The sequence below is a fragment of the Flavobacterium qiangtangense genome (genome assembly GCF_042658345.1).
GTDB lineage: Bacteria > Bacteroidota > Bacteroidia > Flavobacteriales > Flavobacteriaceae > Flavobacterium > Flavobacterium qiangtangense.
Genome location: NZ_JBHSQB010000008.1, coordinates 156,292 through 173,247 on the forward strand (window position 1 = coordinate 156,292; position 16,956 = coordinate 173,247).

General features: G+C 35.8%; 13 protein-coding genes. 3 read left to right on the forward strand and 10 right to left on the reverse strand.

What is annotated here, in order from left to right:
- Positions 1 to 63: 63 nt before the first annotated feature.
- The 4 genes from rpsI to ACFPVY_RS11505 form a co-directional block, all read right to left on the reverse strand.
- On the reverse strand, positions 64 to 450 hold the full coding sequence (rpsI, locus tag ACFPVY_RS11490; RefSeq protein WP_379792156.1) for a 30S ribosomal protein S9: 387 nt from the start codon (positions 448 to 450) through the stop codon (positions 64 to 66).
- Positions 450 to 905 carry a 50S ribosomal protein L13 gene (gene rplM, locus ACFPVY_RS11495; RefSeq protein WP_379792157.1) on the reverse strand — a complete coding sequence of 152 codons (456 nt, stop codon included), beginning with the start codon at positions 903 to 905 and terminating at the stop codon, positions 450 to 452. The genes rpsI and rplM overlap by 1 nt, the downstream gene beginning before the upstream one ends.
- A gap of 252 nt (positions 906 to 1,157) precedes the next feature.
- Complete coding sequence (locus tag ACFPVY_RS11500) at positions 1,158 to 1,994, reverse strand: ferritin-like domain-containing protein (protein WP_379792158.1); 837 nt, start codon at positions 1,992 to 1,994, stop codon at positions 1,158 to 1,160.
- A gap of 25 nt (positions 1,995 to 2,019) precedes the next feature.
- Positions 2,020 to 2,772 carry a ferritin-like domain-containing protein gene (locus ACFPVY_RS11505; protein ID WP_379792159.1) on the reverse strand — a complete coding sequence of 251 codons (753 nt, stop codon included), beginning with the start codon at positions 2,770 to 2,772 and terminating at the stop codon, positions 2,020 to 2,022.
- A 375-nt stretch (positions 2,773 to 3,147) separates the two neighbouring features.
- Here ACFPVY_RS11505 and ACFPVY_RS11510 point away from each other — a divergent pair, with 375 nt between their 5' ends.
- Complete coding sequence (locus ACFPVY_RS11510) at positions 3,148 to 4,170, forward strand: LacI family DNA-binding transcriptional regulator (protein WP_379792252.1); 1,023 nt, start codon at positions 3,148 to 3,150, stop codon at positions 4,168 to 4,170.
- 62 nt (positions 4,171 to 4,232) lie between these two features.
- Here ACFPVY_RS11510 and ACFPVY_RS11515 read toward each other — a convergent pair whose 3' ends face one another.
- From ACFPVY_RS11515 to ACFPVY_RS11530, 4 genes are all read right to left on the reverse strand, one after another.
- Positions 4,233 to 5,540: a serine hydrolase domain-containing protein gene (locus ACFPVY_RS11515; protein WP_379792160.1), complete on the reverse strand. Its 1,308-nt coding sequence runs from the start codon at positions 5,538 to 5,540 to the stop codon at positions 4,233 to 4,235.
- Positions 5,541 to 5,570: 30 nt separating this feature from the next.
- Positions 5,571 to 6,449: a retropepsin-like aspartic protease gene (locus tag ACFPVY_RS11520; RefSeq protein WP_379792161.1), complete on the reverse strand. Its 879-nt coding sequence runs from the start codon at positions 6,447 to 6,449 to the stop codon at positions 5,571 to 5,573.
- A 44-nt stretch (positions 6,450 to 6,493) separates the two neighbouring features.
- Positions 6,494 to 9,334, reverse strand: coding sequence for a DNA polymerase I (polA, locus tag ACFPVY_RS11525; RefSeq protein ID WP_379792254.1), 2,841 nt, complete (start codon positions 9,332 to 9,334; stop codon positions 6,494 to 6,496).
- A gap of 130 nt (positions 9,335 to 9,464) precedes the next feature.
- A complete protein-coding gene (locus tag ACFPVY_RS11530) occupies positions 9,465 to 10,967 on the reverse strand; it encodes a T9SS type A sorting domain-containing protein (RefSeq protein WP_379792162.1) in 1,503 nt (500 codons plus the stop codon).
- Positions 10,968 to 11,228: 261 nt separating this feature from the next.
- On the opposite strand from ACFPVY_RS11530, the gene ACFPVY_RS11535 reads away from it, so the two are divergent.
- Both ACFPVY_RS11535 and ACFPVY_RS11540 read left to right on the forward strand, forming a co-directional pair.
- Positions 11,229 to 12,467: a metallophosphoesterase gene (locus ACFPVY_RS11535; RefSeq protein ID WP_379792163.1), complete on the forward strand. Its 1,239-nt coding sequence runs from the start codon at positions 11,229 to 11,231 to the stop codon at positions 12,465 to 12,467.
- A 75-nt stretch (positions 12,468 to 12,542) separates the two neighbouring features.
- A complete protein-coding gene (locus tag ACFPVY_RS11540) occupies positions 12,543 to 12,839 on the forward strand; it encodes a thioredoxin family protein (RefSeq protein ID WP_379792164.1) in 297 nt (98 codons plus the stop codon).
- Here ACFPVY_RS11540 and ACFPVY_RS11545 read toward each other — a convergent pair.
- Positions 12,836 to 13,483, reverse strand: a complete 648-nt coding sequence (locus ACFPVY_RS11545) for a polysaccharide deacetylase family protein (protein ID WP_379792165.1) — start codon at positions 13,481 to 13,483, stop codon at positions 12,836 to 12,838. The two genes, ACFPVY_RS11540 and ACFPVY_RS11545, sit on opposite strands and share 4 nt — an antisense overlap.
- Before the next feature lie 77 nt (positions 13,484 to 13,560).
- On the reverse strand, positions 13,561 to 16,845 hold the full coding sequence (locus ACFPVY_RS11550) for a DUF2723 domain-containing protein (protein ID WP_379792166.1): 3,285 nt from the start codon (positions 16,843 to 16,845) through the stop codon (positions 13,561 to 13,563).
- Positions 16,846 to 16,956 lie beyond the last annotated feature (111 nt).

Sequence of the window (16,956 nt, forward strand, 5' to 3'; positions counted from 1 at the left end):
AACAACATTGTTTTTAAATAATAAATGAACGATGTCTTGTTCACTATGAACAAGACGGTAATATTAACGTTTAGAGAATTGGAATCTCTTACGAGCTTTTTTCTGACCGAATTTCTTACGTTCAACCATTCTTGGATCTCTTGTTAATAAACCTTCTGGTTTTAAGATAGCTCTGTTGCCTTCGCCAACTTCGCACATTACTCTTGCAAGTGCCATTCTCACAGCTTCTGCTTGACCAGTTGAACCTCCTCCATAAACGTTTACTTTTACGTCAAAGTTTGATACATTCTCTGTCATTGTAAGAGGTTGTAAAACTTTGTACTGTAAAGTTGCAGTCGGGAAGTAAGTTGTAAATTCTTTTTTGTTTACTGTGATGTTTCCAGTTCCTTCTGTAACATAAACACGAGCAACAGCAGTTTTTCTTCTACCGATTTTGTGAATTGTAGCCATTACTTAAGATCGTTAAGGTTAACAGTTTTAGGTTTTTGAGCTTCTTGTTTGTGCTCAGTACCTACAACAACATTTAAATTTCTGAAAAGTTGTGCTCCTAATTTGTTTTTAGGTAACATCCCTTTTACAGCTTTTTCTACCAAAGATGCAGGGTTTTTCGCCTGTAATACTTTAGCAGTCAAAGTTCTTTGACCTCCTGGGTAACCTGTGTGACGCATGTAAATTTTGTCGTCCATTTTTGTACCTGTAAGGTTGATTTTTTCTGCGTTGATAACAATTACGTTATCTCCACAGTCCACGTGTGGTGTGTAACTTGGTTTGTACTTACCTCTTAAAATCATTGCGACTTTTGAAGCAAGACGTCCTAAGTTATGACCGTCAGCATCAACAACGATCCACTCTTTTGTAACAGTGGCTTTGCTTGCTGATTGTGTCTTGTAGCTTAATGCGTCCATAATAAATTTTTAATTAAACATTCCATTCCCAATAAAGGGAGTGCAAAAGTACAATAAATTATTTTAAATGCAAACACCTATAAAAGATTATTTTAAGTGTTGATTATCAGAAAGATTTTTTAAAAAAGAAGTGTGCGAATTTAAGCATAAATTTTCAGAAATTTAAATTTACGTCTTGCGCACATTTATAAACGAAAAAAATCACCTGAAAATACATTCAGATGATTTTTTTGAATTTCGTAATTTTAAAATTTACGAAACAATAAATAAACTTGCAATGTCAACAGATTGTTGTGTTGTCAATGGTTCGTCAAAAGATTCTGATCCTGCTAATCCTGGAATTGCTGGTCCCATTGAATTTGTTACAGTACTTGTGTTAAATCCGGCTTGCATCACATTTTCCTCACCGTTATATACTGCTTGAGTAGCGTCTGGCATTCCAGCGCCTCTTTGGTTTCCTACAATCCATCCTTTTAAACCGCGCAATCTTCTTACTTCAGATGCGTGTCTTGCTTCCACAGAGTGAATTTGCAATGCTGCAGTTAATAAATCTGGCGTAGAAATTAAATTTCCGGCTTGACCTTTATATGCTCTAACTCCAGTGTCTTCAAAAGCTTGCGCTAATGCTAAAAATTGTTGGTATGCAGCTGCTTGCCCGATTCCTGTTGCATTAAATGGGTCAAACGCACCGCCTACTGTAAAGTCAAAAGTTGGCTTTGGAATTGAATTAGCTCCTAATCCTGAGATTAAAAACTCTACGTGATCAGCTTCGTGTTGTGCAATTTGCATGAAAACTTTTTCATCTCTACCGCCTGTTGGAATTACACCTGATTCCAATCCCATTTGGTAGAATTCGTCTTCAAGATATTCTAGTGTTAAAGCAAGTTGCAATGCGCCAACTGGCGTGCTTGGTGTTGGAGCAACTTGTGCATAAGATTTACTTGACAAGCCAGCTAATCCAAAAGGAATTGATGCCAATGCCATATTTTTTCCGATGTTTCCGAATTGACCAAAACTATCTCTTCTTGAGCCGTTCGCATTCATCAAATTATCATTTGTGAAAGACTCTAAAAATTTTAATATGTTCATAATTTCTAAATTTTGAGGTTGGAGATTAAACTAAGAATTGTGCTGTGAATGGAGTTTCAAAAAATCCTCCTGCTGCAGCAATAATTTGTGCCGGAGTTTTTGCTTGATCAAGACCATTTGATGCGCTAACAACGTCATCACCTGCAAAATCTTTTGAATCAGGATTCAATAAACTTCTAATTGCTGATGCGTGTCTTGCTTCAACAGAAACAATTTTTCCAGCCAATAAAAGATAATCGCCACTTGTGATCAATCTTCCTGCTCCATTATATGCAGCAACTCCTGTGTCTTCAAGGGTTTTTGCAGTATTCAAAACTGATAATCTGTCGCCAAAGTTAACAGTCCCATAATCAAATTCTAAGGCAGGAAGCAATTGAGAAGAAGGATTTGGCAAAGCTCCAGATAAGGCAGCTTTAAAGAATTCTCTGTGAATTACTTCGTGTGCATACAAATCTGAAAGCACTTGTTGTTCTTCTGCATTGAAAATAGTTCCAAAAGTGTTTCCGTTTACAACTCTTGTGTAAAAATCGGCTTCCAATTGTTCTAATGCATACGCATAAGTTAATACTCCAAAATCACCTCCGCCCAAATCAAATACGCCATTTCTTACACCTGGCAATTGATTTGAAGCTGGTGGAGTTGTACCTCTATCATCGTCGTCACTACATCCGGTCAAGATTAAACCTGTTGCCGCCATTGTGAGCCCGCTGATCTTTAAAAAACTTCTTCGGTTGGTTCCCGAGGTAAGCTGTTCTTTTACAGTTACTACGTTTTTCATAATTTAACATTTAAAAGTTAATAATTAATATTGGTTCGATTGATTTAGCTCTGTGGTAGAGAGCATTATTTTAATAGGTACGTTAAAATTATGTTAGTGGTTTTAAGAAAAGTTTATATAATTCACATATTAACTTTTGCTTGGCAATTGTTGACGTTTTTTTAAAGTTAAAATTTTGTAAGATTATCAATTTAGTATTTGTAGTCAATAATTCTGTGAACTACAACGTTTTATAAGATGTTGCAAGGATTTTGGTTGCAGTGTTTTCGGGGATTCTCTGAAAATAAAAAAATACACTTTATAAAATCTTTGACATAAATTTTAAGAATATTTTACATTTTTTTACTTACTTTACAATTCCTTACACAATTAATGATGAAACCAAAAGCGACCTTAAAGCAAATTGCTAAAGAATTAAATGTATCTGTTTCAACAGTTTCTAAAGCGTTGAGCAACAGTCCTGAAATTAGCGAGCCCACAAAAATCAAAATTCAGGAATTTGCAAAGCTTAAAAATTACAAACCAAACAATGTTGCGATCAACTTAAAAAATCGAAGCACTAAAACGATTGGTGTAATTATTCCAAATATTTTGAATCCGTTTTTTGCCAAAGTTTTTTCTGGAATTGAGAAAATGGCGAACGAAAAAGGATATAATGTGATCACTTGCATTTCAAATGAATCTTTGAAAAAAGAAATTCACACGATGGATATGTTGAGCAATGGAACAATTGACGGTTTTATTCTTTCGATTTCTGAGGAAACTCAAAAAGAGCAGGAATTCAAACATTTTAAAGAAACTATTTCTGAAGGCGTGCCAATCGTGATGTTCGACAGAATTTCTGACGAAGTAAATTGCGACAAAGTAATTGTGGATGATTTTGATTCTTCGGTTAGTGCCGTGAATCATTTGATTAAATTGAAATGTAAAAACATCGCATTAGTTTCTTCAATCGATAATTTGAGCGTTGGGAAATTGCGCGCGCAAGGTTATGTGAAAGCGTTAAATGACAACGACTTACCCATAAATAAGGACTTGATTATCAGAACTGACAATCCAGATGAGTTTGATTTTAAAATGCAAGAGCTTTTAGACAAACATAAAATTGACGCTGTTTTTGCTTTAGACGAACATACTTCTACAATGGCAATGAAATTGGCAATCAAAAAAGGAATAAAAATCCCAGAAGATTTGCAAGTAATTGGCTTTGCTGACGGAGTTTGGTCAAGAAGAATGACGCCAAGCTTATCTACAATTAGCCAACACGGAGTTGAAATTGGGGAAGAAGCGGCAAGATTGCTGATCGAAAAATTAGAAAGCAAAGAAGAAGAATACACTTATACGACAACGGTTATCAAAACTGAATTGCGCCAAAGAGATTCTACTAAAAAATTATAAGTTTTTTAGCCACAAATTCACGAATTGATTATTACAAATTCGTGAATTCGTGGCTAATTTTTTTAGTTCTCTTTCGTAAGTTTAAATTCTTGTCCGCCTTGCAAAATTGTCATTGCATTTGGAGAAAAAACCAATTCTAATCCAGCCGGATCAAAATTGAATTTCGTTTCACTCAACGGATTTAAAGGAAAAGATTCCTGGCCAGTCGCTTGACAAATCAAAACGCCGTTTTCTTCGGTAATAGAAATTTTTAACGGAAAGTTTGCTGCGCCATAAGTTCCTTCGTATTTTTTCAAAATTGCAATGTCAACATTTGCCGACTGCAAATTTGGAAAACGATATGGCATCTTGTAATAAATACTCAAAACACCAATCATAATATCATTCATTCCATAAGCTTGCCCGTTATCAAGCAAAGCAATCGAGAATTTTTCCTTTGGATAATAACCTAAAGTCGAAGTGAAATCTTCAATGCCACCGGTGTGTCCAAAGAATTTTCGTTCTCCAAAAGGCATTGTCAAAATTCCTTTTCCATAACCTTTTTCAGTTGTTGTCATCGCCAGTAATGAAGGTTGGCTGATCAATTTCCCAGAATATAAAGCGTTTATGAACTTCGTCAAATCAGAAGCATTTGATAAAATAGCGCCCGCACCACCCGGAATCGACATGTCTTCTTTTTCAGCTTGTTCCCAAGTTTTTCCGTTCGAATGATAAGAAATCGCCTCGTTTTTTATTTCAGAAGCAAAACCTGTGTTTTTCAAGCCGGCTTTCTGGATAATTCTGGATTTAATATTTTCTGCGTAAGTTTTCTTGGTCAAATCTTCAATAATCCAACCTAATAAAACAAAATTTGAATTGCTATATTCGGCACTTTCGCCTGGTTCAAAAACCGGATTTCCGGCTTTGATTTTCTTCATTAGTTCTGCACGAGTTTTCGGAAGTTTTGCATATTCCTTATAATCGGCATCATTAGTAAAACTATAAATCCCGCTTGAATGTTCCAATAAATTTTCAATGGAAATATTTTCAGAATTTTTTATCGAAGGAAAAAACTTTGAAAGTTTGGTGTCAAGCGTCAATTTTTTTTCGTCCACCAATTGAAAAATCACCGCCGAAGTAAACATTTTGGTAATCGAACCAATCTTATATCGAGTCAAAGCATCGGCCTTGATTTTATTCTTGACATCTGCAAAACCATAGTTTTTTTCAAAAACAACTTTGTCACTTTCTTGAATGGCGATCGATCCCATAAACTTATTATTGGAAGCTAAATAAGTCAAAAGGCTGTCAATTTTTTCAAATTTAGTTTCGCTTTGCCCAAAAGAATTTAGGGAAAAAGCCACAAACAAAACTGCGATTATTTTTTTCATAAGAATTGGTTTATTAGTAAAACGGAAATCTTAGTTATTTATGATAAGCACTTTTTTCTGAAGGTCAATCGTGATTTTGTCGCCAAGCCAATTGATGCTTCCGATGGCTTCATAAATCAGTCCTTCAATGAAAGTAGCTTTAAAATCTTCCACCTTAATTTTATCGTTTGAAGCTGGATTGATTTTAGCCAATTTGGTAAAATAATAATTATTTCCTTCGGATGGTTTAAAATCGCTCGCTCTGTATTTTTTCTCCACTTTTGTAGAGTCAACATCCAGTTTTTCCATGTATCTTGAACTGAATCTGAAAACGTTGAAACCCGCGCCACTGTCTAAATTCATCTGCAACGTAAGCTTGTCATTTAGTGTAATATAAGTCGAAATGCCTAAAGTTTTTTCAGCGTCATCAGATATCTGAATTGGTAAAGAAGTTCCGGTTTTAACCAAAGCTTTCAACGATTTATCCGTTTCCAAAACCAAGACTTTATTTTTGTAATCAATAGTAAACGCAGTTTCTTTAAAAGGCAATAACGAAATTAATCCGTCCACAGGAAAATCCATATCGATTGTAGTGAACTTCTGTTTTTTCGAGCTAAAACTTCCAATTTCAAGTGTTTCTGAATCCCAAAGATCGCAATCGATTGCTTCGCCCGTTGCGCGATGGCCTGTGTAAAATCCATCGGTCTTTTTTAGATTTGTGACTTTATCAGCAAATTTTTTGGTCAATAAATTAAGTCCGGCGCCAGTATCAAAAATAAATTTTCCTTCGATATTGTTGACTTTTGCCGTAATTAAAATATGTCCGCCTCCTAACAATTCAAACGGAATGGTAATCGTTTTTGAGTTTTTATTTTGTCCAAATGAATTTATAGAAAGTGTAATTAACAGGAATAAAAATATTTTTTTCATAGAATTTGTTTACAAAGAAAAGTCTTAAATCAAAAATCAAAAAATTAATGCGCTTCTAGCCAATTTTCGCCAACTCCCATATCCACAATCAATGGCACACTCAAAGTAAACGCGCCTTCCATTTCTTCCTTAATCATCGGTTTTATTTTCTCTAATTCGCTATTGTGAACGTCAAAAACAAGCTCATCATGAACCTGAAGCAACATTTTACTTTTCCAATTTTCGGCAATTAATCTTTTGTGGATATTGATCATCGCAATTTTAATGATATCAGCAGCGCTTCCTTGAATTGGAGCGTTGACTGCATTTCGTTCAGCGCCACCGCGAACCATTGCATTTTGCGAATTAATATCTTTTAAATAACGTCTTCTTCCTAGGATCGTCTGCACATAACCATTTTCTCTTGCAAATTCCACTTGCTCCTGAATGTACGCTTTCAATCTTGGATACGTCACATAATAAGCGTCAATCAAATCTTTAGATTCCGCTCTTGAAAGTGAAGTCTGGTTGCTTAATCCAAAGGCAGAAACGCCATAAACAATTCCGAAATTCACTGTTTTTGCGTGACTTCTTTGCTCGCGAGTCACTTCTTCCAAAGGAATATTAAAAACCTGCGCCGCCGTTGAAGCGTGAATATCTTCACCGTTTTGAAACGATTTGATCATATTTTCTTCACCGCTCAAAGCAGCAATAATTCGAAGTTCAATTTGAGAATAATCGGCAGAAACTAACGTGTAATTTTCATCTCTTGCGATAAAAGCTTTCCTAATTTGACGACCTCTTTCTGTTCGAATCGGGATGTTTTGCAAGTTTGGATTGTTCGAACTCAACCGTCCTGTTGCCGCAACAGTTTGCATATAATCGGTGTGGACTCTTTGTGTTTTTCCACAAACTTGCAACGGAAGCGCGTCAACATACGTGTTTTTCAATTTCACCAACTGGCGCCAATCTAAAATATCCTGCACAAACGGACTCGTCAAAGCCAGATATGAAAGGACTTCCTCACCAGTCGCATATTGTCCGGTTTTGGTTTTCTTCTGTTTTGCACCGCCGATTTTTAATTTGTCAAAAAGTATTTCTCCTAATTGTTTCGGCGAAGCCAAATTGAATTTTTCGCCCGCATTTTCATAAATCTGATTTTCTAATTTTTGAATATCACTTTCTAAATCGGCAGAAAGCGATTGCAAAAACGGAACATCAAGATTGATTCCTTCCATTTCCATCGCAGCTAAAACAGGAACCAACGGCACTTCAATCTCTTCGAATAATTTCTTGGTATTTGTTCCGTCTAATTCTTTGTCGAAAAAATCTTTTAATTGCAACGTTACATCGGCATCTTCCACCGCATATTCTTTGACTTCTTCGACAGCAACATCGCGCATTGTCTTTTGATTCTTGCCTTTTTTTCCAATCAAATCTTCAATCGGTTTTGGAGAATATTGCAGATAAGTTTCCGATAAAATGTCCATATTGTGGCGCATATCTGGATTAATCAGATAATGCGCAATCATCGTATCAAAGATTTTTCCTTTGACTTCTACATTATAATTGGCTAAAACTTTTAAATCGTATTTTAAATTTTGTCCGATTTTCTCAATTTCTTCCGAATGAAAAAACGGAAGGAATTTGTCAACAATTACTTGTGCTTCCGCTTGATTTTCTGGAACCGGAACATAAAATCCTTTTCCTTTTTCCCAAGAAAATGAAAGTCCGACTAATTCTGCCGTCAACGGATCGATTCCGGTAGTTTCAGTATCAAAGCTGACACTTTTTTGTTTCAAAAGATTTTGCAACAGAAATTTTATCGCCATATCGCCTTCCACAGTTTGGTAGAAATGTTCTGTATCGGCCAATGTTTTGTAAAAACTTGTTCTGATTTCTTCGCCATTTTCTCCTTCGGATGGAATGGCAAAAAGATCAAACTGGTCGTCGCTTTTTGGCTGTGGCTTCTTATACAATCTCGCTTCTGCCGGATTATTTGTAACCGATGCGTTGTGATCTACTCTAAATAAATTGTCAAACTGTTCGGCCATTCTTCTGAATTCTAATTCTTGAAAAATAGCTTCGGTTTTTTCAATGTCTGGTCTTGTCAAAGCGTAATCTTCTTCATGGAAAGTCACGTTGCAATCGGTAATAATTGTCGCCAATTTCTTTGATAGAATTCCTTTTTCTTTATTCGCTTCGATGTTTTCTTTCATCTTTCCTTTTAGCTCGTGCGTGTTCGCCAAAAGGTTTTCCATCGAACCATATTCTTTCAAGAATTTTTTCGCCGTTTTCTCGCCAACGCCCGGCAATCCTGGAATGTTATCCACGGCATCGCCCATCATTCCAAGGAAATCAATCACTTGTTCTGGACGATCAATTTCAAATCTTTCCAAAACTTCTGGGATTCCCCAAATTTCGATTCCGTTGCCCATTCTCGCAGGCTTGTACATGAAAATATTTTCAGAAACCAACTGTGCAAAATCCTTATCTGGAGTTACCATAAAAACCTGGTAATTCTGTTTTTCAGCTTGTTTGGCAATGGTTCCAATCAAATCATCGGCTTCACAACCTGCAATTTCAATAATAGGAATGTGCATCGCCTTCAATAATTCTTGGATATAAGGAATCGCAATTTTGATCGCGTCAGGAGTTGCGTCGCGATTTGCTTTGTATTCAGTAAACATTTCTGTTCTGGCCTGACTTCCATCTTTGTCAAAAGCAACCGCCAAATGATCAGGTTTTTCTCTTTTAATTACGTCTAAAAGTGAGTTCATAAAACCCATGATAGCACCAGTATCCATTCCTTTTGAGTTGACTCTTGGGTTTTTTATGAATGCAAAATAACCACGGAAAATTAAGGCATAAGCATCGAGAAGAAAAAGGCGTTTTTGTGACATAATTTTTTATTTATAGCTTCCAAAAATACAAAACTTAGGCACTAAAAAAGAAAAACCGACGCTAAATAAATAACATCGGTTTTTCAAAAAAAAACAAAAAACTAACTAAAAAGAAAATGAAACAGATTTCAAGTTATTTCTTAATGATTTTTTGAACTGATTTTTGTCCGTTCTCAAAATCTAAGTGAAGAATGTAAATTCCAGAAGCAACATTCGACAGATCAACTTGTGTGCTCTTTTGAGTAGAAATTAATTGGCCAAGTTGATTAAAGACATTTATATTTTTAACTTCTAGATTGGTTTCAATTGTTGCAAAAGAAGCTGTTGGATTTGGATAAATTTTAAATGATTTTTCGATGAAATCACCAATTCCCAATGATGCGCTTTTCAAGCATCTAACCGACATTCCCAATTCACGATAAGATCCTGAATTTGCATTAATAATTGCGCTACTGTAATAAAGGTGTTTTGCATAACCAGTTGTGGTGGTTGTGGTATTGCTCCAATAATAACCTCGAACGCCAACAAAATTGAATGTTCCAGAAGAAGTTCTGCTACCGCCAACGGTTAGCTTTAAATTACTGTCGAATGCTTTTTGAACGCTGATAATTTGCTCGCTAGAAATTGCCGTTGCCCATTCTGTTTGTGTAGGTAAACTCCAACCATTTCCTAAAGCTTTACAAGGATCGCAACCATTTTGTGATGATGTTTCTGCAACAGTTGACGCTTCCCATTTATCTGTAATTGTTCCGGTTTTCCACCATTCAGCGCTTCCGGTTAAGAATTTTGAATTTCCGTCAGTCAAACCATTTGGATTATTTGGTTGAGGCGCGATTGAAGACGTCTGTGAATCGCGAAATTGGTGTCCGTCGTCCCATCTTCCCCATTGAAACATATCGCCGTAAGCATTTTCGTCAGTGGCAGAAGTAGCAACCGCATTGCTTCCTAAGTTTTGTTGTAACCAAACTTTTCCGTCGGCACCTCGAACTGTTACCAAAGTTTTTGTAGTTCCATTGTAAGTAAAAATCACGCAACCCAAATCACCAGGATTATTTCCGGGATCATTGCAAACTTGCGGAGACGCTGTGATTACAAGAGTATATTCTTCAGTTTGTCCTGCTCTTAAATCTGATGCGCAAGGGCCAGAAATAGAATTTGGAGCAGAAGGATCGCTTAAAGCGGCAACATTTGTGTTTTTTACAATTCTAAGTTTGGTATTGCCCGCAAGAGCTGTTGCTGGAATTGAAATTGTTGAGGTAATTGTAAAAGCATTTGCTGGATTTGCGGGAGCAATTCTTCCGGCATAAAAACTTTCGCCTTCGTCAGAAAAACTTCCGTTTTGATTAAAATCTATATAAACCATCACATCACTTGGAAAAGTGCTTGACGGACCTTTTATTGAAATTGGAAAACTGTCTCCAGCGTTAAATGAAGCCGATTGCGCAGTAAAATCTTCATAAACTGGCGTGGTTCCCGATGTAAAAGGGGAGGTGTTATTTATAGTTGCGAACTGCACATTGGTAATCATATTACTGTCAGCGCCATATTGAAATGTTGGCAGACAAGTTTGGGCATTTGCTTGAGAATTTGCGAGAAATAAGGCAAAAAAAGACAGCTTAAAATAATGTTTTTTCATAGTGGTAGAAATTTAAGCCGCAAAGTTATTTATTTAGATTAAATAAAAATAACGAAAATTAAAAATTGCCGAATATTCTTTTTTTGAAGATGTAAAATTTATATTATTAATATTTTTAACATACAATTTTCGATATGTTATAAATCGATGGTAAATTCTATTCATAAATCGATTGCGAAAATCAGCTTAGTTAAAATTTATCCAATTAATCAAAAACGGCGTTTATTATTTATTTACTTTGCTTAAATTCAAAAACAACTTATGCTTCGCTGGATATTTTTTATCGCTTTTGTCCTCCTCGTAGAACTTTATGCCTTTCAAGCCTTTAAAACCATAACAAGAGCCAAATGGATTTTAATTCCATATCAATTTATTTCTCTTGCCATCATCGTTTTCGTCATTTATTCTTTTACGCAATTTGATAAAACAGTTGGTCAAAATAGACAATCGTTAATTACTTTAGGATTGGTTTTAATTACTTTTTTGCCAAAATTAGTTGTAACGCTATTTTTATTTGGAGAGGATATTTACCGCGTTTTTTCTGGAGTTATCACAAATTTTACCGGAGACAATTCAACTGGATCGGGCGGATTTTTGCCAGACAGAAGAAAATTTGTCAGTCAAGTAGCGCTTGGTGCGGCTGCGATTCCGTTTCTTTCTTTATTGTATGGAATGACCGTTGGGAAATATAATTTTAAAGTGATGAAGCAATTTGTCTATTTTCCAGATCTTCCGGATAGTTTTGATGGAATGACAATTACCCAAATTTCTGATATTCACTCTGGAAGCTTTGATAATCCTGAGAAAATTCAATATGCGATTGACTTAATCAACGAGCAAAAATCTGATATTGTGCTTTTTACCGGAGATATTGTAAACACGCACGCCACAGAAATGCATCCGTGGATTGATACTTTTAAGAAAATTTACAATCCAAAATTCGGAAAATATTCTGTCTTAGGAAATCACGATTATGGCGAGTATGTGACTTGGCCTTCCGCGAAAGCGAAAAACGATAATTTTGAAGCAATAAAAGATTTGCATCGCCAAATTGATTTCAAATTGCTTTTAAACGAAAATATAAAAATCAATAACGGCCAAGAAGAAATTGCCTTGATCGGATTGGAAAATTGGGGACATAATTTCAAGCAAGCTGGAGATTTGGGAAAAGCTTCCGCAGGATTGACCGATTCTGATTTTAAAATTTTGATGAGCCACGATCCATCGCATTGGGAATATGAAGTGAAAAACCACAAAACAAAATACCATTTGACTTTAAGCGGACACACGCACGGACTGCAATTTGGAATTGAAATTCCGGGTCTATTTAAATGGAGTCCAGTACAATACGTTTATAAGCAATGGGCTGGATTGTATGAAAATCTAGGAAGATATGTTTATGTAAATCGCGGTTTTGGTTTTCACGCCTATCCGGGTAGAGTGGGGATTATGCCAGAGATTACAGTGCTTACGCTAAAAAAAGGTAAAAATGTAGCATAATTCAGTAAAAATGCTACATTTGTATTAGAAATTGTTGTAAATTAGAATTAAAAGTCAAAGTAAACTTTCAATTATATGTCAAAATTCGGAGAACTTATTAACACCGCAGTGCCTGTTTTAATTGACTTCTATACAGAATGGAATGAGCAATCTGTGTCAATGCATCCGGTGATCAGAGATGTCGCTGCTGCTTTGGGAGACCGAGCAAAAGTGATTAAAATTGATGTGGATAAAAATCAGGAATTGGCCGACGCGCTTCGTATCAAAGGACTTCCAACACTGATGATTTATAAGGAAGGCCAAATGATCTGGAGACAATCTGGTGAAATGGACGCCAATACAATCATTGGTTTGGTTCAAGAACACGTTTAGTCGATTCGTTCAAACACAAATCCTTTATTTTTTAAATATTCAATTGCTTTTGGCAACGCATATTCAAGGTTTTTAAAAGCCTTTAAGCTGTCGTGGCAGGCAATTATGCTTCCGGAAACTGTATTTTGGACTATATTTTCAAAGCATTGTTCTGGTGAAATTTCTTTGTCATAATCCACGCTCAAGACATCCCACATTATTATTTTGTAGCCCATTTTTCGCAGTATTTCTGATTGCGAAGGTTTTATCTTGCCATAAGGTGGACGAAAAATCTTTGACTTTAGATTTTTGATTTCCGAATTTGAAGTGATTGCGTTTTCACATTTCAGAGTGTTTTCAATATATTCTTCGGTAGAAAAATTCCAGCCTTTTAAATGATTAAACGTATGATTTCCGATGGAATGACCGTTTTGGATTATTTTCTGAAAGATTTCGGGATGCTTTTCGATATTATCTCCGATGCAAAAAAAAGTGGCTTTTACTTCGCATTTACTTAAAACTTCCAAAACCCATTCTGTCACTTCAGGGATTGGTCCGTCGTCAAAAGTCAAATAGATTTTATTATCTGAATTTTTTATATCCCAAATATATTTTGGAAAAATCCATTTTATAAATCGGTTGGTTTTCACCCACATTAAATCCATAATCCAAATCTTATTAAATTAAAATGTGCCAAAACTTTTGAGGAATTGGCACATTTTTATTCTCCATTATGAAGAAATTATTCTGCGTTTTTACGTTGAAATTGTTTGAACATCGCATTATAAGAATTGAATGTTTTCTTATTTTGCTCATAGAATTCAGCGTCTCCACGATCTTTCATCACATCTAGCAAGCTTCTGTATCTTTCAATATCAGTTACGATATCAATATAATGATCTTCTTGCGCGGCCATGCTATATGTTTTAAAATGCGTCAAGCTTTCTTGGTATTTCTTAGAAACTTTAGTCAAAATATCTCTCGCTTTTTGTTTTTCGCCAACTTCATAATAACCGCCAGCAAAAGGCTCTAAAAAAGTATAGAAACCAAATTCGTCTATCGGCATTTCTTTCATTGCAAGATCAATAATGTCTTTTGCCTTCTTAGTTTTTCCTTCGTTAATCAGAAGCTCCATTAAACGTGCCAAGTTGGTTCTATAAGTGATGCTATTTTTGCGAGTTTCGGTATCGTGGTAGATTTTTTTACTACCGCTATTTCCCCAATCCCATTTCATCACGATATCATACATTTTATCAGAATCAATCTGTCCCATGTCCATCGGGCTCGCCGCTTTTGCAAGAGGCGTTTTAATTGGAACCAATTTATAAACCATTCCGTCTAGTTGCAAGTAATCTTTCATCCAAAGATAATCATCGTCACCAAAGCTTCCTCCTGTGAAATAAATTGGGCGTTTCCAGTTGTTTTGAGCCACAATGTCAAGCATCATTACTCTGTTTTTATACAGCGCACCTTCTTTAATATCGATGTCAATATAAGGAACAATTGAATCGTAATACTTTGGAGAAACGCCTTTGTTTTTAATGATTTCTTCCTTGTTTACAGGAATTCTCAATTTGTTTGTTGGGAAGAAATGAATCTTCTGTCCATTCGGAATTTCATATAAAGTTCTTGGATCATCTAACGCTAAAAAGCTGATGAAATCTTTGATTGCCCAACGATTTTCTGTCTGCGGACGGTAAATTGAATAGTCTAATTTATCTCCTACATATTGATCGTGCGTGAAGCTAATTGGCAGTCCTTCAGATTCATATGCTTTTGCTTTCATTTGGTCAATATACCAATCGGTCATGAATAAGCTGGTATTCACGATTCTAATATCGGTTCTGACTTTTTCAATTTCTTGGGCATACCAAAGTGGGAACGTGTCATTATCGCCAATCGTAAATAAAATGGCGTTTGGCTCACACGATTCAAGATAGGCTTTTGCCATTGCAATTGCCGTATATTTATCAGAACGGTCGTGGTCATCCCAGTTTTGAGAAGCCATTAAAACCGGCGCTGCCAATAATGTTACCGCGATTACAACTGGTCCGGCGATCTTTGGACTCAAGTAATTTTTGATTCCGTCGTAAATGGCATAAACTCCAAAACCAATCCAGATTGCGAAAACATAAAAGGAACCAACCAAAGCATAATCTCTCTCGCGAGGTTCAAACGGTCTTTCGTTCAAGTAAATTTTCAAGGCTAGACCTGTGAATAAAAATAGTGCTAGCAACACATAAAATCCTTTTAAATCTTTATTTGCGTGGTAAACTAAACCAATAATTCCGAGAATAAACGGCAAGAAATAGTACAAGTTTCTTCCTTTGTTATTCAAGACATCTGAAGGAAGATTTTCTTGCGAACCCAAACGCGCTTCGTCAATAAAATTGATACCGCTCATCCAGTTTCCGTCTAGATTATCGTATTTTCCTTGGTTGTCGTTTTGTCTTCCGGTAAAATTCCACATTAAATATCTCCAATACATATATCCAAATTGGTATTCGAACATAAAAGAAATATTATCGCCGGTTGTTGGCTTATCGATGATCAGATAATCACCATAATTCTTCAAAAATTTGTGGTAACCGTCAGTGTCAATTTGTCCCGAAGCATACGCTTTTCTAAAATCAGACACGTTTTTCTCCATTTCTGCACGAAGTTGTGACGTGTAATGCGCCAATTCTTCTTCAGACAATTCATTTGGATTTACGCCATATCTTGGAAGTTCTTCTTCGTAAGAATAATTTGGATCTAATCTAAAATTTAAAACATGCGTAAAAGTCATGTAGTTTGCAGCGTGATCGGTACTCCACATTCTCGGAAGAAATGCTTTGTGGTTGTCATCAGTATTTTGTTCTGCATTTTTGAAATTGTTTACAATAACATATTTTCCTGTTTTGTAATCTCTTTCGTAGTTCGGCTTTTTGTCTAAGTAAGGATTTTCTTTGTCTAATCCTGCATAAGTATCAGAAAATTGCGGACCATAAAAAAGTGGATTGGCACCATATTGTTCTCTATTATAGTAAGCCAAAACCTCTCTTGCGTCAGAAGGTTTGTTTTCGTTAATAACCACATTGGCGTTGGCACGAATCGGAAGCATCATCCAAGTTGAGAAACCAATCAAGATGAAAAGAACGCATAATATCATCGTATTAAATTGCACATATCCTTTTTGTTTCGTGTATTTTAATCCGAAATAAAACGCAGCGATAAATAATAAAGCAACGAAAATTGTTCCTGAATCAAAAGGGAGTCCTAGTGAATTTACCATGAAAACCTCTGTTTTTCCGAAGAATCCCATAGTCAAAGGCAAAAGCAATTGGAATATAAATAGCAAAACAGAAACCACTACAATATTTGCAATGATGAAGTTTTTAACTGTAACTGTTTTGTAATGTTTGAAATAATATAAAAATCCGATAGAAGGAATGGTCAATAAAGCCATAAAGTGAACTCCGAAAGAAAGCCCAACAACCAATGAAATCAGTAATAACCAGCGGTTTCCTCTTGGCGTGTCCATATCTTGCTCCCAACGCAAGCCTAACCAAAATAAGACCGCAATCAGTAAACTTGCCATGGCATAAACTTCTGCTTCAACGGCATTGTACCAAAAACTATCTGAAAAAGTGTAAGCCAAAGAACCAACGAATGCGCTTCCTAAAATGGCGATAGAATTATTGTTATCGATCTCGGTAAATCTAGAAACTAGCTTTTTTAAGATCATTGTCATGGACCAAAACATAAAAAGAATGGTAAAGGCACTTGAAAAAACCGACATCATGTTCACCATCAAAGCGACTTTTGAAGCTTCGGTTGCAAACATTGCGAAGAAGGCTCCCATCATTTGATAAAGCGGTGCGCCAGGTGGGTGACCAACCTCCAATTTTGCAGCAGTTGAAATGTATTCACCGCAATCCCAGAAACTTAATGTGGGTTCAACAGTTAGGGAATAAGTCACCAATGCGATTGCAAAAACTGACCATCCTATAATTGTATTCCATTTTTTAAAGTTGAAAGATACCATAGAGAACTTATAATTTTATACTTGCAAAGAAAAAGCTTTTTTGCTTAACGGAAAGCCAAAAAAAAAAAATTCAAGAAAAATCGAAAAAAAATTTGCACAATATGTTTTTTG

Bases quoted from the DNA above. Each gene is read 5' to 3' on its own strand.
- rpsI (WP_379792156.1), bottom strand. From the start codon at position 450: ATGGCTACAATTCACAAAATCGGTAGAAGAAAAACTGCTGTTGCTCGT.
- rplM (WP_379792157.1), bottom strand. From the start codon at position 905: ATGGACGCATTAAGCTACAAGACACAATCAGCAAGCAAAGCCACTGTT.
- ACFPVY_RS11500 (WP_379792158.1), bottom strand. From the start codon at position 1,994: ATGAACATATTAAAATTTTTAGAGTCTTTCACAAATGATAATTTGATG.
- ACFPVY_RS11505 (WP_379792159.1), bottom strand. From the start codon at position 2,772: ATGAAAAACGTAGTAACTGTAAAAGAACAGCTTACCTCGGGAACCAAC.
- ACFPVY_RS11510 (WP_379792252.1), top strand. From the start codon at position 3,148: ATGAAACCAAAAGCGACCTTAAAGCAAATTGCTAAAGAATTAAATGTA.
- ACFPVY_RS11515 (WP_379792160.1), bottom strand. From the start codon at position 5,540: ATGAAAAAAATAATCGCAGTTTTGTTTGTGGCTTTTTCCCTAAATTCT.
- ACFPVY_RS11520 (WP_379792161.1), bottom strand. From the start codon at position 6,449: ATGAAAAAAATATTTTTATTCCTGTTAATTACACTTTCTATAAATTCA.
- ACFPVY_RS11530 (WP_379792162.1), bottom strand. From the start codon at position 10,967: ATGAAAAAACATTATTTTAAGCTGTCTTTTTTTGCCTTATTTCTCGCA.
- ACFPVY_RS11535 (WP_379792163.1), top strand. From the start codon at position 11,229: ATGCTTCGCTGGATATTTTTTATCGCTTTTGTCCTCCTCGTAGAACTT.
- ACFPVY_RS11540 (WP_379792164.1), top strand. From the start codon at position 12,543: ATGTCAAAATTCGGAGAACTTATTAACACCGCAGTGCCTGTTTTAATT.
- ACFPVY_RS11545 (WP_379792165.1), bottom strand. From the start codon at position 13,483: ATGGATTTAATGTGGGTGAAAACCAACCGATTTATAAAATGGATTTTT.
- ACFPVY_RS11550 (WP_379792166.1), bottom strand. From the start codon at position 16,845: ATGGTATCTTTCAACTTTAAAAAATGGAATACAATTATAGGATGGTCA.